Source organism: Mycolicibacterium neoaurum ATCC 25795 (genome assembly GCF_000691525.1).
In the GTDB taxonomy this organism is placed as follows: Bacteria; Actinomycetota; Actinomycetes; order Mycobacteriales; family Mycobacteriaceae; genus Mycobacterium; species Mycobacterium neoaurum.
The window spans coordinates 630,562-655,895 of record NZ_JMDW01000008.1 but is presented as its reverse complement, the minus strand read 5'-3'; the positions used below and the strand labels follow the sequence as shown (position 1 = coordinate 655,895).

General features: G+C 64.1%; 25 protein-coding genes and 2 pseudogenes. 15 read left to right on the top strand and 12 right to left on the bottom strand.

Going from position 1 to position 25,334, the window contains the following annotated elements:
* The first annotated feature begins 36 nt into the window (after positions 1 to 36).
* Positions 37 to 1,344 carry an HNH endonuclease signature motif containing protein gene (locus tag IC40_RS0110605; protein ID WP_030134688.1) on the top strand — a complete coding sequence of 436 codons (1,308 nt, stop codon included), beginning with the start codon at positions 37 to 39 and terminating at the stop codon, positions 1,342 to 1,344.
* Positions 1,345 to 1,347: 3 nt separating this feature from the next.
* Here the strand turns inward: IC40_RS0110605 and IC40_RS0110600 are convergent, their stop codons facing one another.
* From IC40_RS0110600 to IC40_RS0110580, 5 genes are all read right to left on the bottom strand, one after another.
* Positions 1,348 to 2,871 carry an APC family permease gene (locus tag IC40_RS0110600; protein ID WP_030134687.1) on the bottom strand — a complete coding sequence of 508 codons (1,524 nt, stop codon included), beginning with the start codon at positions 2,869 to 2,871 and terminating at the stop codon, positions 1,348 to 1,350.
* On the bottom strand, positions 2,868 to 3,749 hold the full coding sequence (locus tag IC40_RS0110595) for a universal stress protein (RefSeq protein WP_030134686.1): 882 nt from the start codon (positions 3,747 to 3,749) through the stop codon (positions 2,868 to 2,870). Before IC40_RS0110595 ends, IC40_RS0110600 begins: the two co-directional genes overlap by 4 nt.
* Before the next feature lie 54 nt (positions 3,750 to 3,803).
* Complete coding sequence (locus IC40_RS0110590; protein WP_030134685.1) at positions 3,804 to 4,673, bottom strand: MaoC/PaaZ C-terminal domain-containing protein; 870 nt, start codon at positions 4,671 to 4,673, stop codon at positions 3,804 to 3,806.
* Positions 4,674 to 4,748: 75 nt separating this feature from the next.
* Positions 4,749 to 5,300 carry a hypothetical protein gene (locus tag IC40_RS0110585; protein WP_030134684.1) on the bottom strand — a complete coding sequence of 184 codons (552 nt, stop codon included), beginning with the start codon at positions 5,298 to 5,300 and terminating at the stop codon, positions 4,749 to 4,751.
* Positions 5,297 to 7,117, bottom strand: coding sequence for an ABC transporter ATP-binding protein (locus IC40_RS0110580; RefSeq protein WP_042509972.1), 1,821 nt, complete (start codon positions 7,115 to 7,117; stop codon positions 5,297 to 5,299). Before IC40_RS0110580 ends, IC40_RS0110585 begins: the two co-directional genes overlap by 4 nt.
* Before the next feature lie 75 nt (positions 7,118 to 7,192).
* Here IC40_RS0110580 and IC40_RS0110575 point away from each other — a divergent pair, with 75 nt between their 5' ends.
* Together IC40_RS0110575 and IC40_RS0110570 are read left to right on the top strand one after the other, a co-directional pair.
* Positions 7,193 to 7,777, top strand: a complete 585-nt coding sequence (locus IC40_RS0110575) for a TetR/AcrR family transcriptional regulator (RefSeq protein ID WP_051644310.1) — start codon at positions 7,193 to 7,195, stop codon at positions 7,775 to 7,777.
* 113 nt (positions 7,778 to 7,890) lie between these two features.
* Positions 7,891 to 8,184, top strand: coding sequence for a hypothetical protein (locus IC40_RS0110570; protein WP_138158148.1), 294 nt, complete (start codon positions 7,891 to 7,893; stop codon positions 8,182 to 8,184).
* Positions 8,185 to 8,223: 39 nt separating this feature from the next.
* Here IC40_RS0110570 and IC40_RS0110565 read toward each other — a convergent pair whose 3' ends face one another.
* The 4 genes from IC40_RS0110565 to IC40_RS0110550 form a co-directional block, all read right to left on the bottom strand.
* Entirely contained in the window at positions 8,224 to 9,333 is a 1,110-nt protein-coding gene (locus IC40_RS0110565) for a sensor histidine kinase (protein WP_030134680.1), read from the bottom strand.
* Positions 9,323 to 9,985: a response regulator gene (locus IC40_RS0110560; protein WP_030134679.1), complete on the bottom strand. Its 663-nt coding sequence runs from the start codon at positions 9,983 to 9,985 to the stop codon at positions 9,323 to 9,325. The genes IC40_RS0110565 and IC40_RS0110560 overlap by 11 nt, the downstream gene beginning before the upstream one ends.
* Positions 9,986 to 10,127: 142 nt before the next feature.
* The gene (locus tag IC40_RS0110555; RefSeq protein WP_030134678.1) at positions 10,128 to 11,435 is read right to left on the bottom strand and encodes an alpha/beta hydrolase; all 1,308 of its coding nucleotides are present in this window, start codon (positions 11,433 to 11,435) and stop codon (positions 10,128 to 10,130) included.
* Positions 11,436 to 11,442: 7 nt separating this feature from the next.
* On the bottom strand, positions 11,443 to 11,658 hold the full coding sequence (locus tag IC40_RS0110550) for a hypothetical protein (protein WP_030134677.1): 216 nt from the start codon (positions 11,656 to 11,658) through the stop codon (positions 11,443 to 11,445).
* Between the two features lie 173 nt (positions 11,659 to 11,831).
* On the opposite strand from IC40_RS0110550, the gene IC40_RS0110545 reads away from it, so the two are divergent.
* From IC40_RS0110545 to IC40_RS0110515, 7 genes are all read left to right on the top strand, one after another.
* Entirely contained in the window at positions 11,832 to 12,086 is a 255-nt protein-coding gene (locus IC40_RS0110545; protein ID WP_234411679.1) for an MmpS family transport accessory protein, read from the top strand.
* A 127-nt stretch (positions 12,087 to 12,213) separates the two neighbouring features.
* Complete coding sequence (locus tag IC40_RS0110540) at positions 12,214 to 12,543, top strand: DUF732 domain-containing protein (RefSeq protein ID WP_030134675.1); 330 nt, start codon at positions 12,214 to 12,216, stop codon at positions 12,541 to 12,543.
* Between the two features lie 22 nt (positions 12,544 to 12,565).
* The gene (locus IC40_RS0110535) at positions 12,566 to 13,012 is read left to right on the top strand and encodes a DUF5078 domain-containing protein (protein ID WP_372494033.1); all 447 of its coding nucleotides are present in this window, start codon (positions 12,566 to 12,568) and stop codon (positions 13,010 to 13,012) included.
* A 148-nt stretch (positions 13,013 to 13,160) separates the two neighbouring features.
* Positions 13,161 to 13,586 carry a hypothetical protein gene (locus tag IC40_RS0110530; RefSeq protein ID WP_234411671.1) on the top strand — a complete coding sequence of 142 codons (426 nt, stop codon included), beginning with the start codon at positions 13,161 to 13,163 and terminating at the stop codon, positions 13,584 to 13,586.
* A gap of 331 nt (positions 13,587 to 13,917) precedes the next feature.
* A complete protein-coding gene (locus tag IC40_RS0110525) occupies positions 13,918 to 14,340 on the top strand; it encodes an MmpS family transport accessory protein (protein WP_030134672.1) in 423 nt (140 codons plus the stop codon).
* A 29-nt stretch (positions 14,341 to 14,369) separates the two neighbouring features.
* A complete protein-coding gene (locus IC40_RS0110520) occupies positions 14,370 to 17,177 on the top strand; it encodes an MMPL/RND family transporter (protein ID WP_162179269.1) in 2,808 nt (935 codons plus the stop codon).
* Positions 17,178 to 17,193: 16 nt separating this feature from the next.
* Positions 17,194 to 17,463 (top strand): metal-sensitive transcriptional regulator, encoded by a 270-nt coding sequence (locus IC40_RS0110515; RefSeq protein ID WP_030134670.1) that lies wholly within the window; start codon positions 17,194 to 17,196, stop codon positions 17,461 to 17,463.
* A 262-nt stretch (positions 17,464 to 17,725) separates the two neighbouring features.
* On the opposite strand, the pseudogene IC40_RS26495 reads toward IC40_RS0110515, so the two are convergent.
* The 3 genes and pseudogenes from IC40_RS26495 to IC40_RS0110500 form a co-directional block, all read right to left on the bottom strand.
* Positions 17,726 to 17,995 (bottom strand): annotated as a pseudogene (locus IC40_RS26495) (IS3 family transposase); the annotation flags it as partial.
* A gap of 35 nt (positions 17,996 to 18,030) precedes the next feature.
* A pseudogene (locus IC40_RS27525) lies at positions 18,031 to 18,244 on the bottom strand (transposase); the annotation flags it as partial.
* Between the two features lie 190 nt (positions 18,245 to 18,434).
* Positions 18,435 to 19,658, bottom strand: coding sequence for a YeeE/YedE thiosulfate transporter family protein (locus IC40_RS0110500; protein WP_051644309.1), 1,224 nt, complete (start codon positions 19,656 to 19,658; stop codon positions 18,435 to 18,437).
* Between the two features lie 370 nt (positions 19,659 to 20,028).
* Here IC40_RS0110500 and IC40_RS0110495 point away from each other — a divergent pair, with 370 nt between their 5' ends.
* From IC40_RS0110495 to IC40_RS0110475, 5 genes are all read left to right on the top strand, one after another.
* Positions 20,029 to 20,367 (top strand): rhodanese-like domain-containing protein, encoded by a 339-nt coding sequence (locus tag IC40_RS0110495; protein ID WP_030134668.1) that lies wholly within the window; start codon positions 20,029 to 20,031, stop codon positions 20,365 to 20,367.
* A gap of 111 nt (positions 20,368 to 20,478) precedes the next feature.
* Positions 20,479 to 21,858 (top strand): MBL fold metallo-hydrolase, encoded by a 1,380-nt coding sequence (locus IC40_RS0110490; RefSeq protein WP_030134667.1) that lies wholly within the window; start codon positions 20,479 to 20,481, stop codon positions 21,856 to 21,858.
* Between the two features lie 21 nt (positions 21,859 to 21,879).
* Positions 21,880 to 23,073, top strand: a complete 1,194-nt coding sequence (locus IC40_RS0110485) for an NAD(P)/FAD-dependent oxidoreductase (RefSeq protein WP_030134666.1) — start codon at positions 21,880 to 21,882, stop codon at positions 23,071 to 23,073.
* A gap of 68 nt (positions 23,074 to 23,141) precedes the next feature.
* A complete protein-coding gene (locus IC40_RS0110480; RefSeq protein WP_030134665.1) occupies positions 23,142 to 23,924 on the top strand; it encodes a sulfite exporter TauE/SafE family protein in 783 nt (260 codons plus the stop codon).
* A gap of 86 nt (positions 23,925 to 24,010) precedes the next feature.
* Entirely contained in the window at positions 24,011 to 25,324 is a 1,314-nt protein-coding gene (locus tag IC40_RS0110475) for a PucR family transcriptional regulator (protein ID WP_030134664.1), read from the top strand.
* The last annotated feature ends 10 nt before the right edge of the window (positions 25,325 to 25,334 follow it).

The window sequence follows — 25,334 nt, the reverse complement described above, 5'->3', positions numbered from 1 at the left end:
CCAGAACTTGTCGGTACCCCTCTCTAGAATAGGGTCATGTCCACCGCCGCAGCCTCTTTCGAGGATGAGGTGCGCCCCATTGATCGTCTGGACATGTTGTTCGACGAGATCGGGGAACTGACCGGGCAACGCAACGCCATCGACGGTCGGCTGGTGGAGATCATCGCCGAAATCGACGGCCGCGGCACACCCGACGGCAATTCCCTGTGGGGACATACCGGATGTCGTTCCATCGAAGCGCTGGTCGCCTGGAAAGCAGGGGTATCTGCACGGCGCGCGGCGACCATGGTCGCTGTGGCACACCGGATCGACGAAATGCCGCGCTGCACCAGAGGGTTGCGGGAAGGTCGGGTGTCGTTGGATCAGATCGGGGTGATCGCCGAACGCGCCGGGGCCGGCTGCGATGACCATTACGCGAATCTGGTGCAGGTCGCCACGGTCACCCAGTTGCGGACCGCGGTAAAGCAGGAACCCCGCCCCGATGCGAAGCCCCGCGAGCCCAAGCGGTCTTTCAGTAGTTATGACCAAGACGGGTACACCACCTACAAGATCCGGCTCCCGAAGTTGGAGGCAGCGAAGTTCGACGCGGCGCTGGCCTCCCATAAGGACGCCTTGGTCGCGGACTGGAAGCGTGACCGTTACGCCCAGGACGGCCGCGATGTCCCGCAGGTGGAGGTGAACGAGGGTGCGGCGCTGCCCGCGGACCCGACCGCACCGTTCCCGGACACTGTTGATGCGTTCATCAGCCTGATCGAGGCCGGCTGGGACACCGATGTCGAACGCCGCCCGCACGGCCAGCACACCACGGTGGTGGTGCACCTCAATGCCGACAAGGGCGTCGCGGCATTGCATTTGGGGCCCGCGCTCACCGACGGGGAACGCCAGCTGCTGCTCTGTGATGCAACGTGCGAGGTGTGGTTGGAACGCCATGGCCGCCCGATTGGGGCGGGGCGCACCACCCGGACGATCAGCCGTCGGCTGCGTCGGGCGTTGGAGCACCGGGATCACACCTGTGTGGTGCCCGGCTGCGGGGCAACCCGCGGCCTGCACGCCCATCACCTGATCCACTGGGAACACGGCGGGGCCACTGAGCTCGACAATCTGGTGTTGCTCTGCCCGTGGCATCACCGCATGCATCACAAGGGCGAGATCACGATCACCGGGCCGGCCGAAGCTCTCGTGGTCACCGACGACGAGGGCCGACAACTGGTGTCGGCATCGCTGGCGAGGCCGCCCACCCGAGCCAGACCCCCGGTCGCACCGTGTCGCGGCCCACTCGGCGAGAAGGCCCAATGGTGGTGGTACACACCCTACGAGCCACCACCGACTGCCGATGAGCGCTGAGCGCTATTCCTTGAGCGCCGGGGTATCCCGCCTCAGCGTCTGACCGAGGAAGAACTCCGGTCGTCGCGCCCGCATCACGAGCATCAGCACCGCCCCGAGCGCCAGGATGCCGAATCCGATGAAGAACACCAGCCCGATACCACCGATCTCCGCACCGCTGCCGTTCTCCGGGTTCATGCTCTCGCCGATCGCGATGACGAAGACGACCGCCAGCATCAGCCCGCCCAGCAGCGGGAACAGGAATTTGAAGATGATGTTGTGGGCGTTGTCGAACAACTCACGCCGGAAGAACCAGACACAGGCGAATGCGGTGATGCCGTAGTACCAACAGATCATGATGCCCAACGCGGCGATGGTGTCCCACAGCGCATTGTCGGACAACAGCTTGACCACGGTGTAGAAACCGGCCGTGACCACACCGGCGACCACGGTGGAGTACACCGGGGTGAGGAACCGCGGGCTCACCTCGGCGAAGCGGGCCGGGAACGCCTTATAGGCACCCATCGCGAGCATGGCGCGGGCCGCGGGTAGGAAGGTGGTCTGCAGGCTGGCCACCGAGGAGGCGAACACCGCCAGGTAGAGCAGCGGACCGAACCACGGACCCAGCACCGGGTCGGCCAGTGCACCGAAGACATTCTCCGAGTTCTCCGGGTTACCCAGGCCGAGCCCCTCCTCGCCAACCCCGGCGTACATCATCACCGCCACCGCGATCAGCAGGTAGGTGATCAGGATCGATGTCACACACAACAGCCCGGCGCGTCCCGGCACCTTGGTCGGATCCTTGGATTCCTCACCGAGGGTCAGGCAGGTGTCCCAACCCCAGAACGCGAAGATCGAACCGGTGAGGCCGACGGCGAACACGGCCAGCGTCAGTCCGGTGAAGGGGTTGAACCAGTCCAGGTCGAAGCTCAGCCCGGCCGGCGCGTCGCCCCGGCTCACGTGCACGAAGGCGGTGACCGCGAACGCCACCAGCACCACCAACTGAAAGCCCACCAGCACGAACTGGACGCGCTCGCTGGTCGTGATGCCGCGGCTGGCGATCAGTGTCGCCAGTGCGATGAACACCAGGGTGGTGATGATGTTGACCGCGACATTTCCCGCCAGATCGGCGATGCCGGGTTGATTGAACACGCGCGCGATCAACAGGTAGAAGAACTCGACGGCGATTGCCGCCAGATTGGACAGCACGATGATCGAGGCGACCACCATGCCCCACCCGCACATCCATCCCACATAGGGGCCGAAGGCCTTGGTGGACCAGGTGAACGATGCCCCGCAGTCCGGCGTGCGGGAGTTCAGTTCACGGTAGGCGTAGGCGGTGAGGAACATCGGGATGAAACCGGCGATGAAGATCGCCGGCATCTTCAGACCCACTGCGGCGACGATCACCCCGATGCTGGCGGTCAGGGTATAACCCGGTGCCACGCAGGAGATCCCGAGCATGGCGCCGGAGAGGGTGCCGACCTTGCCCTCGGCAAGCCCCTTGGAGATCGATCCGCTGGCCGTATCCGAACTGCTCGTGGTCATGAGACCTCCTGATCGGCGGTCCTGGGCACGACGATCATCGGAACCTCCAGCACCCGCAGCATCTTGGCCGCCGTCGACCCGAGGAACAACCGCCGTGGCGCGGCCAATCTGCTGGAGCCGACCATGATCACGTCCCCGTCATGCCAGGGCAGTCGGCTCACGGCATCCTCCACCGAGCTGCCGTCAGCGACCGTCGCCGTGACCGAAAAGCCTTCCGGCAGCGATTCCTTCGCTTCGTTCAGGGTCCGGTGTGCGTGTTCGAGTGCGCGCTCGCGCGACGCCTCGGCATCCCCGCGCAGTGATCCGAGCATCGGGTCGAGGGCGACCAGCGACACCAGTCGCAACGGGACGTCGGCCCGCTCGCAGGCCCGTACCGCCACCTCCAGCAGCACAGCCGCGCCCGCACGTTCACCGATCGCGCATGTCACCTCCCGCACCCGGGTGGCCGCCGACAACCGAGTTCCTCTGGGCGCAACGGCCACCGGCACATGGGACGAGTGCAGCAGATCGTTGACCACCGAACCAAGGGTGAAACTGCCGACCAGTCCGCCACCCGCGCCGCCGACGATGACCGCCTGCGCACCGAGGCGCCGCACCTCACTGAGCAGGCCGTCGGATGGCGAGTCACTGAAACTCACATGCGCGTGCGCGACGACGTCATCGGGCACCGTCGCCAGCGCATCGGCCAACCACTCGTGGGCCTGCTGGGCCAACAGTTCCTCGTACCCACCGGTGGTCACCATCGCAGGTACGCCGCGATCGGGGGGCAACACGATGCATATATCCAGTTCAGCGGCCAGGCTCCTGGCCAGTCGGACGCCCAGGGCGACCGCATCCGCTCCGCCGGGGGTGGCGAGGTATCCCACAGCCAATCTCATCAGGACATCCTGTCAACGCAGGGACCACCCGCACAGGCATTTGAGCCTACGAAATCAGTCGTTGTACTCCGCTGTGCCGTCGTCGAGTACCACCCGGGACTCCGATCCGTCGGGTCGGGCCGCCTCGGTTCGGAACACCGCCCGTTGGTCATCGGTGCGCCAGATCGATGTCGTGAGAGTCTCTCCGGGGAACACCGGTGAACTGAATCGCGAGGCGATCGCGGTGACCTTGGTGGCATCCCCGCCACCGAGCTCGGCGACCAGCGCCCGCCCCGCGACACCATAGGTGCACAGACCATGCAGGATCGGACGGGGAAATCCGGCCAGAGTCTGGGCGAACCACGGATCACTGTGCAGCGGATTACGGTCCCCGGAGAGCCGGTACAGCAGCGCCTGGTCATCGCGCGTGGTCAGCGCGACATGCGCATCGGGGGCGCGGTCGGGGAACTGCGGTGCGGGCGGTCGCTGCCCCGGTTGTCCGCCGAATCCACCTTCACCCCGGATCACCACGGTGGTCAGGGTTTCGACCAGAACCGCACCACTGTCGGGGTCGGCTCCGACGCCTTTGAACATCACCACGGCGTTCTTGCCCGCTCCCTTGTCCTGGATGTCGGCGACCTCGGAATGCACACGCAGACTGCCGGCCGGCGGCAGCGGCGCAAACACCCGGATCTCCTGCGACCCGTGCAACAACATGCTGAAGTTGAACGATCCGATCAGCATCGCGGCGCCGAAGGGCGAGCACGCGATCACCGCGAACGTCGGCAACACCTGCTGCTCGATGCCGTGGCTGTTCTCGGTGGTGAACGCCAGGTCGTCGACCCCCGCTCCGACACCGAGCGCATAGAGCAATGTGTCGCGATCGGTCCAGGTGACGATCTGAGCGTCGGACTTCGCGCCGATGGCGTTCGGGTCGATGGGCATGCGGACGATCCCTTCGCGGCGGACTGTCGGGTATGGCGCCGACGATAGCCGAGAGAGCCATGCCGATGGCCGTGATCACTTGATCATGAGGTTCACCAGAATCACCACCAGTCCGATCCCGGCGTTGCCGACACCGACGGCCAGCGCGCCCCAGCGGGAGTAGCCACCGATACGGCCGGCCAGCAGACCCCAACCGAAGAGCAGCGCCGCGTTCATCAGCAAGATGATCGACGTGAATCCGATGGTGTCCAACCCGTCCGGGCCCTCCACATCGTCGCGCCACGCGAATATGTGGGCCAACCACAAGGCGACCACCGTGGGAATGGACGCCAGCACCATGGGGATGCCGGTGAGCATCGAAGAACCGAGATCCCGCCAGAATCCCGTCTCCGAATTCACCTCGTGTGTCGAGACGTGCTGTCCGTAACTGCGCGTCACGGCCGCGATCGCGACACTGACGGCCACCCACAAAGCCGAATAGCTGGGCGCTTGCCCGACCGGGATGGCAGCCAGGGTCGCACTGGCGAACACGGTACCGATCACGCCGCCGTAAATATCATTGGCGGACAGCACCTTCCATCGGCCGCCCGCGGGCCGAGCCTGCACCGGGGTCGGGTTGTCGGTCATGGTGTGGTCCTCAGTTCTCGGAGTGGTGATTCTGCGGTGTCATCACTGCGCGGGCTGCCGCTGAGATCGACGCGCAAGGCGTCGACCAGACGTTGGTATAACACGCACCGTTCGATCAGCTCGGCGTGACACCCACGGTCCACGATTCGGCCTTCATCCATCACGATGATCGTGTCCGCGTCGATGACCGTCGAGAGACGGTGCGCGATGGTGATGACCGCGCGCCGCTTTGCCTGATACCGAATGACATCGTGCACAGCCGATTCGGAAAGCCCGTCGATCTGAGCGGTGACCTCGTCGAGCATCAGCACATCGGGTTCGGCCAGCAGTGCCCGCGCGAGCGCGACACGTTGACGCTGTCCGCCCGAGATGGTCGCCGCCTCGACATCGGTATCGAGGCCGTGCGCGAGCCCATCGACGAGGTCGGACAGTCGGAGCTGCGTGACCACCTCATCGATGTCAACCTGCGACGCAGCCGGATTGGCAAACATCAAGTTATCGCGAAGGGTGCCCGGTAGCAGCGGACTATCCTGCTCGACATAGCCGAGTCGGCCCCGAACACCGTTGCTGCCCAGCTCCGCGTACGGCGTGCCGGCCATCAGCAGTCGGCCCGTGTCGGGATCGATGAAGTTGAGCATGAGGGCGAACAATGTCGTCTTCCCGGCACCCGAGGTTCCGACGATCGCGGTGTGACCGCGTCGAGGCACCACGAGATCGACATCGCGAACAATCATCGGACCGTCGGAGCGGTATCGGGCACTGACCCGCTCGAGCGTGATGACAGGGTCCTCGTCGGCGGGCAGGGTCGACGCGGATCCGCCGGATCGCTCCGGCGGCAGTGCCTGCACGTCTCTGATCCGGCCTGCCGCCGCGATACCCGCCTGCAGCGTGGTCAGGTGGGTACTCAGTTCCATCGCGGGACCCAACAAGCCCACTGCGTAGAGCAGGAACGCCACCAGTGTGGACACACCGAGCTGCCCGACAGATACGAGATACGCACCGCCGCAGACGATCACCAGAGTGGCGGCCTGCACTCCGGAGAAGGTCACACTCCACACCAGCGCCTCTCGGCGGATGGCACGTACGCCATGTCCCCGCGAATTATCGGCCAGCTTCAGCAGAGCATCGGTTTGACGATCCTCTGCCTTGGCGACCTTCACGGTCTTGATGGCGCGCAAGGTCGACTCCAGCGATCCGCCGAGACGTCCCAACGAGCCCTGCGCTTCCTCCTGCGCATGCCCGATGGCGGGCATCAAGACGGCAAACACCAACGCAACAAGGACCATTGCCGTGATGGTGATCGCACCCAGCATCGGGTTCAGGTACACCATCAGGATCAGGGTCCCGATCACGGTGATGGTGCCGTTGACAAGGCCGACCGCACTGGAGGAGGCGGCCTCCCGCAACAGCACGGTGTCGCTGGTGACCCGAGTCACCATTTCGCCGCTCGGTCGTGCCTGCAGTGGCGTCAGCCTGGCCCGCAGGAAGCGACGGATCATGCCCTGGCGGGCGTCGTAGACGATGTTCTCCGCCAGCGTCCCGAGCACGATCCATTGCCGCCAGCTCAAGATGGTGCCGACGACGATCAGCCCCGCCAGCAGCATGACCGGCGCGCCGAATCGGTTGCCCGGCATGCCGATAGCGTCCAGCACCCATCGCGTGACCAAGGGTGTCGCGAGTTCAGCTGCCGACACACCGAGACCCAGCGCGAGGCCGAGGGCGAGGGCGCCACGGTGTGGACGGGCAAACCCCCACAACACGGACAGCTTCGTCGGCTGCTTCACGTCGCGACGATCGGGCGTCACATCGATGGCCATGGGAAAATTAGGACATATATGTCCGATTTTCGTCAAGTCATGACCGATTTACGGTCAATGAGGCATCATGAGCGGATGTCGACAACAGGTCCCCCGCCACGGTTACGTGACCGCACCCGCGCGGCACTGCTCACGGCGGCCATCGACGCGTTGACCGACAACGCGGCGGCGTCGATGAGCGATATCGCCAAGGCCGCCGGCGTCGCGCGAAGCACGCTCAACCGCTACTTCCCTGATCGCGCCGCCCTGACCGAGGGCATCGAGGCATTCGTCGAGTCCCAGTACGAAGAGGCCGTTCAGCAAGCCCGCACCGCCGAGGGCACCGGGTTGGCCGCCTATCTGCGAATCGTCGACGAGATGCTCGAACGTCTCGACAGCCTCGGCTGGTGGATGCGAGCAGGTGCGGATGCCGACCCCGATGACTTCGAATGCGAGTCCGACGCAGGCATCATCGCCGTCATCCAACGTGGACAACAGGACGGGTCGGTCGATACCCACTTCACACCGCTGTTCATGGTGGGCGCGACGTGGTCGCTGTTGACTTCGGCACACTTGGACATCCGGCACGGAAAGCAATCCCCGCGCGAAACCCGGGACATGTGTCGCGCCGCACTCGCGAAGGTCGCCGGCGCGGCGGCGGACCATCCAGTCGGCGGTTAGATACCGCCGCTCGGCGGATTCCGCACATCTCGACATGTTGACACGCTGTTGCCATGTCCGAAACTGTGCATGCACCCGTCGAACCGCCCACCGTCACAAGCCCCGTCGTCGACATGTCGCCGGACCGATCCAGGACATCCACCCGGATCTACCGTGTCGCGGCAGGCGTCGGTATCGCCGTAGGCGGTGTCATCATCGCCGGCGCGATCTTCATGTTCGGTCTTTTTATCGGCAGTCAGTCGAGCTTAGGCTGGGACGATCTCGGCTATGCCGATGTTGATTACGAATCCGATTGGCACATGGGCATGTTCGACGATGGCGACACGGCGTTCTGGGGCGAGCGGAACGAACCCGTCGATGCTGAACCGAGTTCGCCGACCAACACCCAGCCGACACCCGCTCGCTGATCACCGACACATTTTCTCGGAGGGAAACCAGGTCCGAAGTCACCCGGGTAGCGGCAGGTACAACGACAGTTGGTATCCCCCGTCTGCCAGCGGACCGGAAGACAGCGCCCCGCCGAGAAGTTCAGCGCGTTCACGCAACCCCAGCAGACCGTAGCGGTCGCTGGGCAAGCGATCGGGCGTCCGCGTCGGCGCGGCATTCGTCAAGGTCACACTCACTCGCTGGGTGGTGATACTGAGCTCCAAGGTCGCGGGCGCCCCCGGCGCGTGTTTGGCGATGTTCGTCAAGCCCTCTTGGACCACCCGGTAAATGGCTCGTTGCACTGCCGCGGAAGTTCGTACCGCAGGGTCGATATCGGCGTTGACCTCGATGGCGATCCCCGAGTTGGCCACCAGCGCATCGACGTCGTCGATACCAGGTGGCGGGTCGAGGCCCTCGGGATGTTCACCCGATGCCCGTAGCACGCTGACCATGTCGCGTAGTTCGTCGAGCGTCTGCACGCTGAGCTTCCGGATGGTCCGCGCTGTTCTCGCGGTCGCCTCATCCGGTGCCGTCACCTGAAGCGCACCCGCCTGCACCGCGATCAAGCTCACCTGATGCGACACCACATCGTGCATCTCTCTGGACAAGTTGGTGCGTTCCCGCGCCAAAGCCTTGTCGACGATCAGTTCCTGCTCGTGTCGATGGGCCCGGTCGATCTCTACCAATTTGGCCGACAGCTCCGCCCGCGCACGCACGAGCAGCCCGAGAAGCAGTGGAGCGCCGGTGAACAAGATGGCGTAGACAATGTCGAGTAAGCGACTGGCATTGGAGTACGGCGTCTCCCAGACACTGGTGTAACACATGAAAACCACTGCCGCACAGCCATATATGCGCACCCGGCTGGTGCGCTGTTCGGCGACTGTGTAGAGCGCGATGAGTGCCGCGACGACCGCCGAACCCACCACGAGCGCCGGGATGGTCGCGGCGAAGGCGAGATAGGGAAATCGATTACGCACCATCAGGGCGGCTACAGCGACGATCGCGAGGGCCATCTCACTCTTCGAGTAGCCCCCGTCGAGCCCATTGAGTACGACATCGGCGCCGGCAAGTCCGATGAGCAGCACATGGATCAGCAGGCGTTGGCCCGACTGTGGCCACCTAGTGGGCACGTTGGTCGCCACCGTCGAGGACGCCGGCGCGCTGAGCGAGGATGGCGGCTTCGACCCGACTCCTGACCCCCAGCTTGGACAGGATCGAACTGACCTGATCCTTCACGGTGCCGACACTGGTGTAGAGCGTCCCCGCGATCTCGCCGTTGGAATGGCCGCGTGCCAGCAACTGCAGCACCTCGGTTTCACGATCGGTCAATGCCTGCAGTCGCTGGGCCGCGTCTGAATCGACGGGATCATCGAGGTAACCCGAGATCACCTTGGGACCGACGCCGCCCGACAGCACGAGACCACCGGCAGCCAGGCTGCGTATCATATGCGGGAGTTGTTCGGGATCAGTATCTTTCAGCAGGTATCCCGAGGCGCCCGCGCGCAATGCGGCGGCGATGTACTCGTCTGCGTTGAAGGTGGTGAGCATGGCCACCGCGGGCGGCGACGGCAGTCGCTGCAACTCGGACAGCACGGTCAGGCCGTCCTTGCCCGGCATCCGGATGTCCAGCAGTACAACATCGGGCTGGTGTTCACGAATCACGGCGAGAGCACCCACTCCGTCGGACGTGCCGACCACCTCGATATCGGCAACCGCCGACAGAATCAGCTCGAACCCGGATCGGATCAGTGCTTCGTCGTCGACGATCACCACCCTGGGCACGGGGACCTCCTCCACGCTGCAGTCGCCATTGCGAATGTTCCGGCCCCCACGGTAACCCCGGACGACGATCACACCGGCCCGGTCCACCGCCTTCACAGCCGGATGGTCGCGAGATTCGCCTACGCGGATGGTTGTCACGGCGCTAACCGGTGAGCCCGACACGGCGGGCGACCCAAGGGAGCTCGACCGACAGGCCCGCTGAGAACGCTCGCCAGTCATGAGCGCCCGGCACCTCGGTGAGGTGGCCATCCATTCCGGCGGCTCTGATGGCCTCGAGCACCCTGTCGGCATCTGGCCTGTTGTCCCGATCTGAGCTACCGATCACGATCGCACCCGCGCTGCCGGAGAAGCGCTGTCGGCGCAGTATGTCAATTGGATTGACCTGTTCGAATCGACGCTCATCACCTCCGAACGCCTCCATCACGGTCCGTGCTCGGTCACCGAGCGACGGTTCCGCGGTACCGGCGATGTCGATGAATGTCGGGTAGACCGCGGGATGGTTGGTGGCCAACTGAAGCGCGCAGGTACCGCCGTAGGACGCTCCCGCCACCGCCCACGCCGTCGGTCGAACATCGACTGTCAACCTGGCCTTTATCCATGCCGGCACGTCGATGGCCAGGTAGGCGGCGCTGTTCCCGCGGCGCGAATCGAGGCACAGCGGGTCACCCAGCTGGCTTCCGGTCGCGTCGGGGACCACCACCACCGGCGCCAGACCGTTGTGCGCGGCGGCAAAGGCGTCCATGATCTGTGGCAGCTTTCCGGCACTGATCCAGTCCTGGGGGCCTCCCGGTTGTCCCGCTATCAAGACCAGCACCGGTAGCCGTGGCGGAACGTCGGTGAAGTACGCCGGCGGCAGATAGATCCGGGCGGGCCGGGCGGCGAAGCCCGACACGGTCGCCGGTATCGCCGCCGAGGTGATCTTGCCACGCCGGCTGAGTCCTGCCGGACTCGCCCACATCTTGTCCAACGGACCGTGCGCGCTCACCGGCAGGGACTTCTGATGTCGATCAGGAAGCATGATGTCGTCGACGCGGGTGATCCCGAGAGCATCCCGCACGGTCGGATACGCGGCGAACACCATATTGATCTGGTTGAGACACGCTGCCACGATCACCACCGCGGTCACGACGGTGATGGCCGAGCGTCCCGGTGAGACACGCAAGGTCATGACCGCGACGGCAAGGGACACCGCGAGGACGACCGCCCCCAACCAGACGTACACCGAGACCGGCAATCGGTCGGGAAAAATCGCCCACACGTCACGCACCAGGTAGACGCCGATCATCGGCACCCCCACGGCCGTCGCCACACACACCACGAATGTCTTGACGATCACTCGTGGTGACTGCGCAGCGCGATACATCCGCACCACGAGCCAGATCCCCGCCGCTATCGCCATGACCGACAACGCCACCGGTGCCGGACCGCTCAGTAGCGACCAATCGAGCATCGGTCGGCTACCGGGCACCAGGGGCGAGCAAGCCGTTCGCCCGCAGCAGATGAATGCCGATCACTATCACCAGCGTGATGACCATCGAGGCGACCACCACCACAATGGCAGCGGCGCGCGCACGTGCGTCCGACCGTGGGGATGATGTCGCCGGGTGCCTGGTCTTCTTCACGACGCCAGCCTTGTCGCCCAGAACACGCCCCGGCATCGGCCATTCGGCCATCTCCCTCCGCCGGCTGGCTGAATCTCCCTCGTCGGCCGATGCGGCCGGCTACGCGGCTCGCAAGATTACCCTAGGGGGTATGGTATAAATCTGAAATCGGATCGCCAAGGCGGAACGACTTTCGTCATCGCTTGTGCGTAACCCGCACCAACGAAGGGAACATCGCTGTGAACATGCTCGTGAAAGCGTGGGTGCCGCTCACGGTATCCATCGCCGTCGCCATCGGTAGCGTGGCCGTGGTGCACCTGCGCGACGCGTTTGGGTCCGAGCCGATCTTCTCCGCCACCGGACGGGGCGCCCAGCCGCTCGATCCCACCTTCGTCAAGCATGTGACCTACGACGTCTACGGCCCCGCCGGGACGGCGGGGAGCGTGAGCTATCTCGATATGGGCGCCACGGCGCACCAGGTCGACTTCACTCGTTCATGACGCCGTCGATTGCAAACCTGCTCGGCCGATGGTTCTGGTGGCCACAACGGATCCGGGTGCGGCCGGTACCCGCTCCGTGGCCCAATCCGCCACGGCTGCAAACCGATCCAACGGCAGGGGTGACGTCATGAAGTGGCCGTCGTTGATCACCGGCGTCCTCGCAGCGGCGGTGACACTCGCCCCATCGGCAGCGGCGGACCGCGACACCGATTTCGCGCGCGACCTGCACACCTACGGCATCTACGGTCAACGCGACTACAACGCCTGGCTGGCCAAGATCGCCTGTAAACGAATGGATCGAGGAGTCGATGAAAATGCTCATGACGCAGCTGCATTCGTCCACACCAATCTCGACAGGAGCACCTCGACGGAGCAGGCGTGGCAGTTCCTGGCCGCTGGAATGCGAACGTACTGCCCACACCAGCTCGGCCGGCTCGATGCCGCCGCGCGACCCTGAACGCCCATGGCTGGTGCGAGCGTTGCGTGCAATCGGCACGGTTCTGGCCATCATCGTACTGCTCGCGGCCTTCGCCGTTGCAGTCGCGGCACTCACTCGCGCCGACGCCACCGAGGACTACCCGATACCGCGACGCATGCTGCACACGACGTGCACCGCTGAGCAGATCCTCGCCGCCGCAAGGGATGTCGAACCGGTCTACTACGAGCGATACATGACCGACTACAACAACAAATCGCCAGAGGTGCAGCGGGCGGTGCGTGACCGCATCCATTGGTTCTACTCCATGGATTACGCGGGGCGGCGCGCATACTCGGAGAACACCGCCACCAACGCGTTCTACGAACAGCTGTCCTGGAACTGGCCCAACTGGGCGAAGATCTTCTTCAACAACAAAGGCGTAGCGGCGCATACCACCGACATCTGCGCGAACTACGCACCAGACGACGCCTCGGTATGGGTGTGGTGATCACCCGGCCCCAGACCGGCGGGAACCTGGTGATTCGGCAAGGCAGTGGGGCCCCCGAAAACGCCCCCGCCAACCTTTTCCGAAGCCCAGCGCCCGGAAATGCCACGTCGCGGCCATGACCCCGCGGTTCTCGCAACGATTCCGCACTGTGCGGCCCCAACTGGGTGCGAGCCAACGGGCCCGGCTCGCTGCCTGGATATCGACCGTCACCACAGGAGCGGGATACGCGAGCTTCGAACGATTCGCCCGTGGCCTGTTCGATACCGCCAGCGGGCATCTCGGCGACTGCCGAGGTGACCAGATTCCCGGTGAGGTGTATGCGCGACATACCTACTCCAGAGTCCGGGACGAAATCAACGTCGCCCTGCGTCGCTGCGGCTATGGCGACCTCACTGCGGTTGTCGAGGACTGCGCGCGCAGGCACCTCGCTGATGCCGTCGCTCCCGCTGTCTGGGGATTCGCGTTCGAAAGAAGCTCACGCGCAGAGGTTTGCGCAGATATCTGCGACGGACTGGATCACGAAGGGCTCGCCCTCGCTGCGCGATTGAGCACCCTGCTCGACGCCCAGCACTAGAGGTGATGCATGCGCAGAGGTCGACCGCGGCGCGGTAGACGGTGCGTGACGGGTGCGGCCTCAGCGACAAGTTCGAGGACCAGCAGGTACGTCATTTGGGTTGGCACTAGCTGTTGGCCAGATATCAGCCATCCGCCCTCGGCGGATGCTATCGAAAGCAGTACCCTAGGGGGTATGGTATAAATCTGGAATCGGATCGCCAGTCCCGATTTGTCCGTTCAGGTGCGCCCGATGCCGTGCGAATGCGGCCGGACGTGGCACAGCCAGGGCGGAACGCTTTTCATCTCGCTTGTGCGTAACCCGCACCAACGAAGGGAACATCGCTGTGAACATGCTCGTGAAAGCGTGGGTGCCGCTCACGGTATCCATCGCCGTCGCCATCGGCGGTGTGGCCGTGGTACACCTCCGCGACGCGTTCGGGTCCGAGCCGATCTTCTCCGCCACCGGACGAGGTGCCCAGCCGCTCGATCCCACCTTCGTCAAGCATGTGACCTACGACGTCTACGGCCCCGCCGGGACGGCGGGGAGCGTGAGCTACCTCGATATGGGCGCCACAGCACACCAGGTCGACTTCACCTCTCTGCCATGGACATTGACGATCACGACGACTACACCAGCAGTACTGGCGAGCGTGGTTGCCCAGGGCGACGGTTCGAACATCGGGTGCCGGATAACCGTCAACGGTGTCGTGAAGGCCGAACAGTCGGCGACCGGGCATGACGCACAGATCTCGTGTCTGGCGAAAGCCGCATGACCCACGATACGCAGACCCGGCCGGCCGCCATGCGATTCATCCGCCGGTTCGCTGTCCCGATACTCATCGCCTGGTTCCTGTTGACCTTGGGAATCAATGTGCTGGTCCCGCAGATCGAGACCGTGGCCCGCGAGCACGCCGTCACGATGTCGCCGCACGACGCGCCGGCGATGATCGCCACTCGCCACATCGGCGCCACCTTCGACGAGTTCGACTCCGACAGCATGGCGATGGTTGTGCTGGAGGGCGATACAGAGCTGGGCGTCGAAGCGCGAACCTACTACCAGGATCTCGTGCGCGCCCTGCGCGCCGACAGCGCACACGTTCAACACGTCCAGGATGTCTGGGGAGACCCACTGACGGCGGCCGGCGTGCAAAGCAGAGACGGTAAAGCCGCCTACGTGCAGATCAACCTGGCCGGTGACCAAGGCAGTACGGAAGGTATCCGTTCGGTCGAGGCAGTACGCACCATTCTTGAGCACTCGCCGCCACCGGCAGGACTCAGGGTATATCTCACCGGCTCAGCGGCGCTGACCGCCGATATGAACGAGGCAGCCGACAAGAGCATGCTGCTCATGATGGGCGTCACCGGCGTGGTCATCATGATCATGCTGCTCATCACCTACCGGTCGATCGTCACGATGCTGCTCGTACTGGTCATGGTCGGATTCGAAATGGGCACGGCAAGAGGTGTTGTCGCGCTGCTGGGCGATATGGGCGTCCTCGGCTTCTCGACGTTCGTGGTCGCGATGCTGTCCTCTCTTGCGATCGCGGCCGGAACCGATTACGCGATCTTCCTGATCGGCCGCTACCAGGAGGCACGTCGAGCCGGCGAAGACCGAGAGTCGGCCTACTACACGATGTTCCGCGGCACGGCGCACATCATCGTGGGTTCGGGACTCACCATCGCCGGCGCGACCCTGTGCTTGCATTTCGCACGTCTGTCGTATTTCCAGGCACTGGGCGTACCCTCGGCAATCGGGCTGGTAGTGGTAGTCGCCGGAGCACTGACGGCCGCGCCGGCAGTCGTGGTGGTCGCGAGTCGCTTTGGACTGTTGGACCCCAAGCGCGAGCCGAACGTCCGGCGTTGGCGGCGCATCGGCACCGTCACCGTGCGGTGGCCTGGCGCCGTGTTCGCAGCGACCCTCGCGATCGCGCTTCTCGGCATAGCGTTCGTGCCGACAATGGAGGTCAACTACAACGACCGTTTCTACATATCGAAAGACCTCCCGTCCAACGTGGGTTACGCCGCCGCCGAACGTCATTTCAGCGCGGCCACGATGAACCCGGACATCCTGATGGTCGAGACCGACCACGATATGCGTAACAGCGCCGACATGCTCGTACTGGACAAGATCGCCAAGGAAGTTTTCCGAACGCCCGGGATTGCGATGGTGCAGAGCATCACCCGTCCTTTGGGCGGGCCGATGGATCATAGTTCGATACCGTTCCAGATCAGCGCTCAGTCGATTCCGATCCAACAGAACCTGCAGTTCATGAAGGACCGCACCGCCGATATGCTCACCATGAGCGATGACCTCGGTGCCATGATCACGTCGATGAAGCAGTTGGAGGCGGCACTCTCTCGGATGGGTGGAGCCACCAATCGGATGGTCGACGATATGACCACGGCCAAGGCCACACTCGACGAGGTGCGCGATCATCTGGCCAATTTCGACGACGTGGTCCGACCGTTGCGCAACTACTTCTACTGGGAGCCACATTGCTTTGACATCCCGGCCTGCTCGGGGGTCCGATCGATCTTCGACGCCATCGACGGGGTGGACAAGTTCAGCGACGATATGCGCGCCCTGGTGGACGACACACGTGACGTCAGTGCCGTTGTTCCCGACATGCTCGCCCAGTTCCGGCCGATGATCGCGATCGCCGAATCGATGCGCAGCACCTTGTTGACCATGCACAGCAGTTTCTCCGGCCTGGTGACTCAGATGTCACAGATGACCGACACGGCCAGCGCCATGGGCCAGGCCTTCGATGCCTCCAAGGGTGGCGACTACTTCTATCTACCCCCGGAGGCGTTCCAGAACCCCGACTTCCAACGCGGACTTGAGTTGTTCCTCTCACCGGACGGTAAGGCCGCGCGATTCATCATCACCCACGAAAAGGATCCGGCGACCCCCGCCGGCATTGCAGCCGTGACGCCCGAACTCGAGGCCGCCCATGAGGCCGTGAAGGGCACAAGTCTCACCGAAGCGAAGTTCTACCTGACCGGCACCGCGGCCATCTACCGCGACATCCAGTCCGGGGCGCATTACGATCTGTTGATCGTCGGCGTCGCAGCACTGACACTGATCTTCATCGTGATGTTGCTGATCACCCGGGCATTGGTCGCCTCGCTGGTGATCGTCGGCACGGTGTTGCTGTCCCTGGGCGCCGCCTTCGGGCTGACGGTGCTGATATGGCAGTACGGGTTCGGACTCGAACTCAACTGGATCGCCCCGGTGTTCGGTCTGATCATCCTGCTGGCCGTCGGATCGGATTACAACCTGTTGCTCGTGTCACGGTTCCAGGAAGAGATCGGCGCCGGGCTGCGCACCGGAATCATCCGCTCGATGGGTGAGACGGGCAGCGTTGTCACCGCCGCGGGATTGGTGTTCGCCTTCACCATGATGTCCATGGTGGCCAGCGATCTCAGTTCGATCGGTCAGGCGGGCAGCACGATCGGCATCGGACTGCTCTTCGACACACTCATCGTGCGGTCGCTCATGACACCGTCCATCGCGGCACTTCTCGGGCGATGGTTCTGGTGGCCGTTGAAGGTGCACAACCGATCGCAGGATACCCGCGCGGGTATCATTACCACCACCACGGAATAGACGGAAGGCGTTGAGCATGATCGACGATCAGCAGAGCATCGAGGCCATCCTCGCACGGCTGAAACGCGCACAGGGGCAGCTCGGCGGTGTCATCAACATGATCGAACAGGGCCGAGACTGTAAAGCGGTGGTCACACAGCTCGCTGCGGTATCGCGGGCGCTGGACAGAGCGGGTTTCAAGATCGTGGCCACCGGTATGCGCGAATGCATCGTCGCAGACAAGGAGGGCGGCACCGCACCCATGTCAGAAGCCGAATTGGAGAAGCTGTTCCTGACACTGGCCTGAGCTGTACATCGCAGGCGTGAGCTGCCGCCACGAAACGCCCTAGGGAATTCGACAATCTCCAGACGGCCAGCCTGCATCCCGATCAGGATCTCAGATCGGCAGGACGGCATAAGCACGCTTGCGTCACCGGCCCATGCGGAGACTATACGGTCGCACACTGTGCGAGGTCAGGTCTGCCCCGGGTTCAGTTGACTCGTCGGGTGTGAATGTCAGCCGCGGCTGCGATTGGTGCGTGGAGCAACTCGAACTCTATCGGGGTGAGTCAGCCAACGACGCGTTGCCGGCGGCATCGGTGGTAGGTCCTTTCGATTCAGGTCACGATCGCCAGGCGTAGTTCGGCGCGGGTGGACCATCGGTGGCGGTCGAGCACGTTGCGTTGCAGAAGTGCGTAGAACGACTCCATCGCGCCGCGGTCTCCGAATGGACCGACGCGGCCAATCGATTCCTGCAATCCGTTGTGCAACAGCGCATGCACGAACTTTCTCAATCGAAACTGATGGCATCTGCCGGAATGAACGGTCGTCGCAACAGGTCAGCGCAGTACCGTGGCGCGGCCGCCTGCCGAGTGGGGCGGGCGAGTTCAGCGGCCAAGAAAGCCGATGCCGCTTTCAAGATCGCATTGGCTCGCTTGAGTTCGGCATTCTCGCGGCGCAGCGCGCGCAGTACCTCGGATTCCTCCGCGCTCTGGGCGGCCCGATCGCCGGAGTCGATCTCGGCCTGGCGGACCCATTTGCGCACCGTTGAAGCGGTGCCGACCCAGGAGGTCAACAATCCGGCCCATCGCTTTTCAGTCCGAGGTCGTGGGTCGCTGCGCGACCACCATCTGCACCACCCGCTGCTTCAACTCGTCTGGATACCGCCTTGATGACTTCGAACTCACGTGCCCGCCCTTCCCCAGCGGAGAAGCCTCCGGACACAACCGGGGCGGATCGGACCGCGAATGGACTGAAACCGTTGCAGTCGAGGGCTTCTCAGGCGTCAACCCGGCAGCTAACGTCGCGATAGACCAAGCGTGCCGTGAGTACCGCCGCAACCGCCAGCGATGCTGTGAAAAGCCATGCGCTGATGGATAACTGAATCCCTCCACTGAGGGTGTGCCCACTGGTGCATCCGCCGGCCATCCGCGCACCGAGCAGCGTGAGGAAGGAACCACCGAAGACGGCAGCCTGGCGCAGGCGAGGGTTGTCGCCAAAACGATTGCGCCACGACGGCGGAGTCACCTTCGCGAACGCCGTGAAACGCCCGGTGAACAGGTACGCAGACAAGAACGCGCCGATCAGCACCCCGAGATCGGCCAGCGGTTCCCAGCCGATCGTGGCGAACACATTCTGCGAGTAGGCGGAGTCTCGCATGAACAGCACGCCGACCACCCACGAGTAGGTGGTGGACTGGCCGAATTGCTGGCGCAGGAACAGAGCCAGCACACCCAGGATGGCGACCGCCGATCCGGCGAGAATCGTTGCGCGAACGAAAAAACCCGGGCGGGTCACGTAGTGCTCGGACAGACGCGCGAGTGTGTTTCTTCGGACGATGGGCCTCCGAGCCCCTTCGTTCAGGTAGCGATGTGTGTCTATCGCCATCTGCCGATCATAGCTATCGGGTTCACCGCCCCGGATGCTCCGAAGGCAGCAATGCCGGCTCGCGCGATACCGCGGAAGAAAGTACAACGCACACAATGCCGCAGCAGCATAGAGCAGCGCGAGGACCACCATACGGGCCGGCGACACGTCATGTATGTTGCCGCCCGCTACCACGTCTCCGAAGTTCGCGTCGGAGACGATCCATCGGCCGAAGTCGGTATCCGCGAGAGCCGTCCACGCCGATGCACCCAGCAGTCCGCCGGGAATCGCAAGTAGGGCGTCTCGGCGACCTTCTCCGATCGCCATCAGCGCAGTCCCCGGCAGGTAGCCGCTGAGCGCAAGACCGACTCCGAACAGAATCCCGCCCAACACCACGCCATAGATGTAGGTCGGCTTGGGCGAGAAGTGCATGGCCACGCCGGACGCATACAGGCCGTAGAGCAGAACCGAACCCAGTGCGGTGACCAGCAGGAAGCAGGCCGGCAGCAACCGGTCGATCAGTCGAGCAGCCCTGATGATCGTCTCGGGATTGCCGATGCCCCATAACGAGGCGATGGCGCCGAACCCCACCCCGAGCGGGAGACCGACCCACATCGGCGCAGTGACCCCGTTCACAGCTCAGCCTCCACTTTGTCATCAGACATCACCCTGGTACCCCCTCGCTGGCTGCCGACTTTCTGGCCTAAATATACCGTAGGGGGTATGGTAATGCCGGGTGGAGAATCGAAGGGTCGCCGTGAGCGAACCGGAGGGTCAGCCTCCGCTCATCAGCATCTATTTCACCAACGAAAGGATTTACCGTGTGTCGCGCTGTGAAATGCCGCAACTGCGGCAAGACCACCTGGGCCGGCTGCGGAGCGCATGTCGATGCCGTGCGCCGCAACGTGCGGCCCGACGACTGGTGCGATGGCCACACCTCGCCAACTCCATCCCGCAACAAGTGGAACCCATTCCGCCGCAACCGCACATGAGAGAGAAGACCAAGATGACAGACCCTGTGGCACCCCAGATCGATGTCGCCGATGCCGAAGAGCTCGTGAACCAGGGACGGGCACTTTTACTCGACGTCCGCGAAGACTTCGAGTGGCACGCGGGTCACGCACCCGCAGCCACCCACTGCGCACTGGCAGAACTCACTCCCGAGCGCTACCGCGGATCGGCCGTCGTCGTCATGTGCCGATCAGGAGGTCGATCACAGAAGGCCGCCGACGCACTGTGCGCGGCAGGAATCACTGCGGTGAACCTGACCGGAGGGATCTCCGCCTGGCATGCCGCCGGGCGTGCCGTCGTCCGCGATGACGGGTCCATCGGGACTGTTGCATAGCCCACACCGCCGCCGGAATAGAGCCGCCCAGGAAGCCGTTCCCATACCCATAGGGGTATTAAAGAGATCGCAGACGGAGCGTTCGTCCCCGGCCACAAAAGGAGCCAGATCATGATCTTCGAACAGTACTATCTCGAATGCCTCTCGCACGCCTCGTATCTCATCGGTGACCAGACCACCGGCCGGGCGGTCGTCGTTGACCCCCAGCGCGATGTCTCGGCCTATCTCGAGGACGCCACCCGCCACGGTCTGACGATCGAGATGGTGATCGAGACGCACTTTCATGCAGATTTCCTCTCCGGGCATCTGGAGCTCGCCGAGGCCACCGGCGCCCACATCGTGTACTCGACCGTCGCGGAAACCGAGTTCGAGTCGGTGGGCATGGCCGACGGAGAGCGACTTGCACTCGGCGAGGTCATCCTGGAGTTCCGCCACACCCCGGGCCACACCCCTGAGTCGATGAGCATCGTCGTCTTCGAGAACGCCTCGGAGACAGAGCCATTCGGTGTGCTGACCGGGGACACCCTGTTCATCGGTGATGTCGGCCGACCGGACCTGCTGGCTTCGATCGGACACACCCGCGACGAACTTGCCAGCGCACTCTATGACTCCCTGCACGACAAGATCATGACGTTGCCGGACCAGACGCGAGTGTTCCCCGCGCATGGTGCCGGCTCGGCATGCGGTAAGAACCTCTCCACCGAATTGTCATCGACGATCGGTGAGCAGAAAGTGACGAACTACGCACTTCGGGCACCGGACAAAGCCACCTTCATGGCACTGGTCACCGAGGGCCAGGCGCCCGCGCCGGGCTACTTCGCCTATGACGCGATACTCAACCGGAAGAACCGGGCTCTGCTCGATGAGGACGAGATGCCCGCGCCGTTGACCTTTGACCAGGTGCAGTCGGCGCTGGCCGCCGGAGCGGTCCTCGTCGATGGCCGCAGCGCGGAAGATTTCGCGCTCGGTCATCTGCGTGACGCGATCAACATCGGCCTCGCCGGCCGCTATGCCGAGTATGGCGGATCGGTGTTGCCCCACGATGCCGACATCGTTCTGATGACGGACCCCGGCCAGGAGCTCGAAGGGAAGAACCGGTTGGCGCGTATCGGGTTCGACCGCGTGATCGGCTATCTCGCTGATCCCGAAGAGGCGATGTTCACCCATGCCGAAGAGGTTCAGACAGCATCCCGACTGACCGCTGCGGCCTTCGACGAACGCATCGCGTCGATCCCGGACCTGCAAGTGGTCGATGTCCGCAAGCCGACCGAAGTGGCAGATGGAGCAGTCGCCCACGCGCTCAACATTCCCGTCGGAGATCTGCCGGGAAGACTCGACGAGCTGGATCCGAAACGACCGACCGTCGTGTACTGCGCCGGTGGCTATCGCTCGTCCGCTGCGGCCAGCCTGTTGCGCAGAGAGGGCTTCGATGACGTCAGCGACATCCTCGGCGGCTATGGCGCCTGGGCCGAGTCGCATCAGCACGCCTGACCACCGAGGAGGTTCACATCCATGTCGAATGTCACCAAGCATCGTGTCCTCATCATCGGAGGCGGAACCGCAGGCATCACGGTCGCCGCACGGCTGCACCGCAAGGGCTATCGCAACGTCACCCTGATCGAACCGTCGGACACCCACTACTACCAACCGCTGTGGACCTTGGTCGGCGGCGGCCAGGCGAGCGCTGCGAGCACAGGAAGACCCATGCACTCGGTCATTCCACCATCCACCACCTGGATCAACCAGAGCGTTAACACTTTCGATCCCGACAACAACTCCGTGACGTGCGCCGACGGGTCCGTCCACGGATACGATGCGCTCGTCGTCTGCCCCGGCATCCAGCTGGATTGGGGCAAGATTGACGGTCTGTCCGGTGCCGTAGGACACGGTGGGGTTTCCTCCAACTATCGCTACGAGCTGGCTCCCCGAACCTGGGAGATGATTCGCGGACTGCGCTCCGGCACCGCAGTATTCACAGTGCCGAGCGGACCCATCAAATGTGCCGGCGCCCCGCAGAAGATCGCCTATCTGGCCAGCGACTATTGGCGTAAACAGGGGGTTCTCGATGACATCGACGTCCACCTGATCATGCCCACACCGCGACCGTTCGGGATCGCATCCATCGCAGCCAGTCTGGATAAGGTCATCGATGATTACGGGATCTCGCTTCATGTGAACTCCGAGATGACAGCTGTGGACCCGTCCTCTCGCACCGTACAGATCACCGCTGAAAGCGGCACCACGACAATGCCTTATGACCTTCTGCACGCTGTCCCCCCACAGTCGGCGCCGGACTTCATCAAGGCGAGCCCGTTGTCCGTCAAGGACGACAACGGGTACGTCGCCGTCGACAAACACACCATGCAGCATGTGCGTTACCCGAACGTGTTCGCACTCGGTGACGTGGCGTCGACGCCGAACTCCAAGACGGGCGCGGCGATCCGAAAGCAGGCGCCCGTGGTCGTGAACAATATCGACGCAGTGTTGAACGGGCGCGCTACAACGGCGCATTACGACGGCTATTCATCGTGCCCGATCGTCACGTCGTCCAAGTCCATGCTGCTGGCGGAATTCGACTACGACCTCACACTCAGACCGAGCTTCCCACTGCTCGACCCCACCGTGCCACATCGGCCGTACTGGTACGTCAAGAAGCACGGATTACCAATCATGTATTGGAATTTCATGTTGAAGGGGCTGGCGTAAGGGTCCGGCCCCGGCCCGAAGGAATTCACGATGATCATTCCGCTCACACAAACTCTGGTTCTGAAGCGATGAGTACCGTCGCGCCGGCGCTGGCGCTGGGTGCGGTTATCGGCGTGCTGCTCGGCCTGCTCGGCGGCGGTGGTTCGATCCTGGCCGTGCCGGCGTTGGTGTATGTGCTGGGACTCAGCTTTGCGCAAGCGATCCCGCTGTCCCTCATCGTGGTCGGGTTGGCATCGGCGGTCGGCGCGCTCCCGAAGATCCGGCACGGTCAGGTGCAATGGAGATTGGTGGCAATCTTCACCCTGACCGGCATGCCGGCGACGGTGGTCGGAACCACGATCGGCAAGCAACTCCCCCAGAACGTATTGACCGTGGGCTTTGCGCTGATCATGGTCGTTGCCGGCGTGCGCATGCTGCGGGGCGGAGACAGCACCGGTACAGCCTGCCAGCTCACCGACGGCACCATCGATTGGCGGCGCTGCGCGGGACGCTCCATCCCGGTCGGTATCCTCGTCGGGCTGCTCACCGGTGTGTTCGGCGTCGGAGGTGGCTTCCTCATCATTCCGGCCCTGGTCCTGCTACTCGGTGTCGAGATGCCCACCGCCATCGGCACATCGTTGCTCATCATCACCGCAAATTCAGCGGCCGGGATCGTGTCGCATCTCGGTACGCCGATCGACTGGTCCATCGCCGCCGCCTTCGCCGGCCCGGCCATCCTCGGGTCTCTTCTCGCCGGGCGCTGGGGGGCCCGACTGGACACGCAACGTCTCAACCGCTGGTTCGCCTACCTCGTTTTCGGGGTCGCCAGCTATCTGATCGCCGACACGTGTCTCACCGTCCTCGTGCCGTGATCGCCGATTGACTCCACATATAGGTGAACACTGCACACGCGGGCGTATCGTTGCTGGCCAACCTGCCAGAAAGGAGCGCCGGCCCGATGAATGCAGCGCCCGGACCGCGCACGGAGCGGGCGTGGTTCGCCGACCTCGCACCGCGGGCACGTCGCAGTATCCCAGGCGACGCCCTGCTCCCCGATCGCGCGCAGATGCTCGCCGAGTTGCTGGGACCCCAACCGGCATGCTGGGCAATTGAACTCGGCGAAACGATGGCGACCACCATCACCGACGCGATCCCTGAACTCGCCGTCGACGCGGTTGCCCACGAGATCGCCAAGGGCTGTGAGGCCGTGGCTCTGGGCGTGCTGTACGCGCTTGCCATCGACGATGACGTCTCCTCGGCACAGATGCCAGAGGTTCTGGCCGGGCCGATGGAGGTGGTCGCACGCGGTATCGGTATCGAGCACATGTTGCGCAGCATCCACCTCGCGCAATCCACCGCCGTTTCGGTATTGCTCGATGCCGCCGAGTCGGTCATACCCGAGGATCGACGCTTCACCGAGATGCGGCGGATCAACCAGACGCTGTTCGACGTCGTGGAGATCCTGACCAAACAGATGGCCGACGAGTACGCCCGCGCACATGAGGCGTGGCTGACCAGTTCGGTCGCGCAGCGGATGGAGATCGTCGAGGACCTGTTGCAGGAAACACCGGTGTCGACGAACCGGGCCGCCAGGGTCCTAGGTTACGACCTCACCCGCTGGCACCTCGCGGTGATCGCCTGGACCGGGCCGGCCGCACAGGCCGAGCCAAATCACCTGAATTCGGCTGCCGCGGCGGCGCTCTCCGCAGCGGGGTGTACCTCGCAGCTGATACTGCCCCTTGGAGCACAACTAGTGTGGGCCTGGGGCTCGCGGACATCCGAGCGGCCCGAGGCACACGAGCCCGAAAGCCCGTTGGCTCCCGGTGTCCAGCTCGCGGTCGGGACCCCAGGCGCTGGGGTGGAGGGGTTCCGGCGTAGCCATCAGCGGGCGGCCGAGGCAGCTCGCGTCGGCGCTCAGTCGGCCAGAGATGTCCGGTGGTTCGCCTACACCGACCTCGACATCGTCGCGATGCTCAGTACCGACATGTCCAACGCCCGCGACTTCGTCAACCGCGAGCTGGGTGAGCTGGCCGGCACCGCGGAACCGGTGACCGTGGTCCGACAGACTCTCAAGCGTTACCTCGATCGCGACCGGAGTTTGGCAGGGACCGCGGCCGATCTCCAGGTGGCCCGCAACACCGTTGCCTACCGCGTGCAGCGTGCCGAACAACTGCGCGGCCAGCCGATCACGTTTCGCCGGTTACAGCTGCACGCCGCGCTGACCCTCGCCGAAGAACTCGGCGAGGCGGTCTTGCGACCCACTCCGGATTGATTGGACCAGA

What these genes read in the sequence shown, in the direction of transcription:
- IC40_RS0110605 (WP_030134688.1), top strand. Translation starts at nt 37, where the DNA reads ATGTCCACCGCCGCAGCCTCTTTCGAGGATGAGGTGCGCCCCATTGAT.
- IC40_RS0110600 (WP_030134687.1), bottom strand. Translation starts at nt 2,871, where the DNA reads ATGACCACGAGCAGTTCGGATACGGCCAGCGGATCGATCTCCAAGGGG.
- IC40_RS0110595 (WP_030134686.1), bottom strand. Translation starts at nt 3,749, where the DNA reads ATGAGATTGGCTGTGGGATACCTCGCCACCCCCGGCGGAGCGGATGCG.
- IC40_RS0110590 (WP_030134685.1), bottom strand. Translation starts at nt 4,673, where the DNA reads ATGCCCATCGACCCGAACGCCATCGGCGCGAAGTCCGACGCTCAGATC.
- IC40_RS0110585 (WP_030134684.1), bottom strand. Translation starts at nt 5,300, where the DNA reads ATGACCGACAACCCGACCCCGGTGCAGGCTCGGCCCGCGGGCGGCCGA.
- IC40_RS0110580 (WP_042509972.1), bottom strand. Translation starts at nt 7,117, where the DNA reads ATGGCCATCGATGTGACGCCCGATCGTCGCGACGTGAAGCAGCCGACG.
- IC40_RS0110575 (WP_051644310.1), top strand. Translation starts at nt 7,193, where the DNA reads ATGTCGACAACAGGTCCCCCGCCACGGTTACGTGACCGCACCCGCGCG.
- IC40_RS0110570 (WP_138158148.1), top strand. Translation starts at nt 7,891, where the DNA reads ATGTCGCCGGACCGATCCAGGACATCCACCCGGATCTACCGTGTCGCG.
- IC40_RS0110555 (WP_030134678.1), bottom strand. Translation starts at nt 11,435, where the DNA reads ATGCTCGATTGGTCGCTACTGAGCGGTCCGGCACCGGTGGCGTTGTCG.
- IC40_RS0110550 (WP_030134677.1), bottom strand. Translation starts at nt 11,658, where the DNA reads ATGGCCGAATGGCCGATGCCGGGGCGTGTTCTGGGCGACAAGGCTGGC.
- IC40_RS0110545 (WP_234411679.1), top strand. Translation starts at nt 11,832, where the DNA reads ATGCTCGTGAAAGCGTGGGTGCCGCTCACGGTATCCATCGCCGTCGCC.
- IC40_RS0110540 (WP_030134675.1), top strand. Translation starts at nt 12,214, where the DNA reads ATGAAGTGGCCGTCGTTGATCACCGGCGTCCTCGCAGCGGCGGTGACA.
- IC40_RS0110525 (WP_030134672.1), top strand. Translation starts at nt 13,918, where the DNA reads ATGCTCGTGAAAGCGTGGGTGCCGCTCACGGTATCCATCGCCGTCGCC.
- IC40_RS0110520 (WP_162179269.1), top strand. Translation starts at nt 14,370, where the DNA reads ATGCGATTCATCCGCCGGTTCGCTGTCCCGATACTCATCGCCTGGTTC.
- IC40_RS0110515 (WP_030134670.1), top strand. Translation starts at nt 17,194, where the DNA reads ATGATCGACGATCAGCAGAGCATCGAGGCCATCCTCGCACGGCTGAAA.
- IC40_RS0110495 (WP_030134668.1), top strand. Translation starts at nt 20,029, where the DNA reads ATGACAGACCCTGTGGCACCCCAGATCGATGTCGCCGATGCCGAAGAG.
- IC40_RS0110490 (WP_030134667.1), top strand. Translation starts at nt 20,479, where the DNA reads ATGATCTTCGAACAGTACTATCTCGAATGCCTCTCGCACGCCTCGTAT.
- IC40_RS0110485 (WP_030134666.1), top strand. Translation starts at nt 21,880, where the DNA reads ATGTCGAATGTCACCAAGCATCGTGTCCTCATCATCGGAGGCGGAACC.
- IC40_RS0110480 (WP_030134665.1), top strand. Translation starts at nt 23,142, where the DNA reads ATGAGTACCGTCGCGCCGGCGCTGGCGCTGGGTGCGGTTATCGGCGTG.
- IC40_RS0110475 (WP_030134664.1), top strand. Translation starts at nt 24,011, where the DNA reads ATGAATGCAGCGCCCGGACCGCGCACGGAGCGGGCGTGGTTCGCCGAC.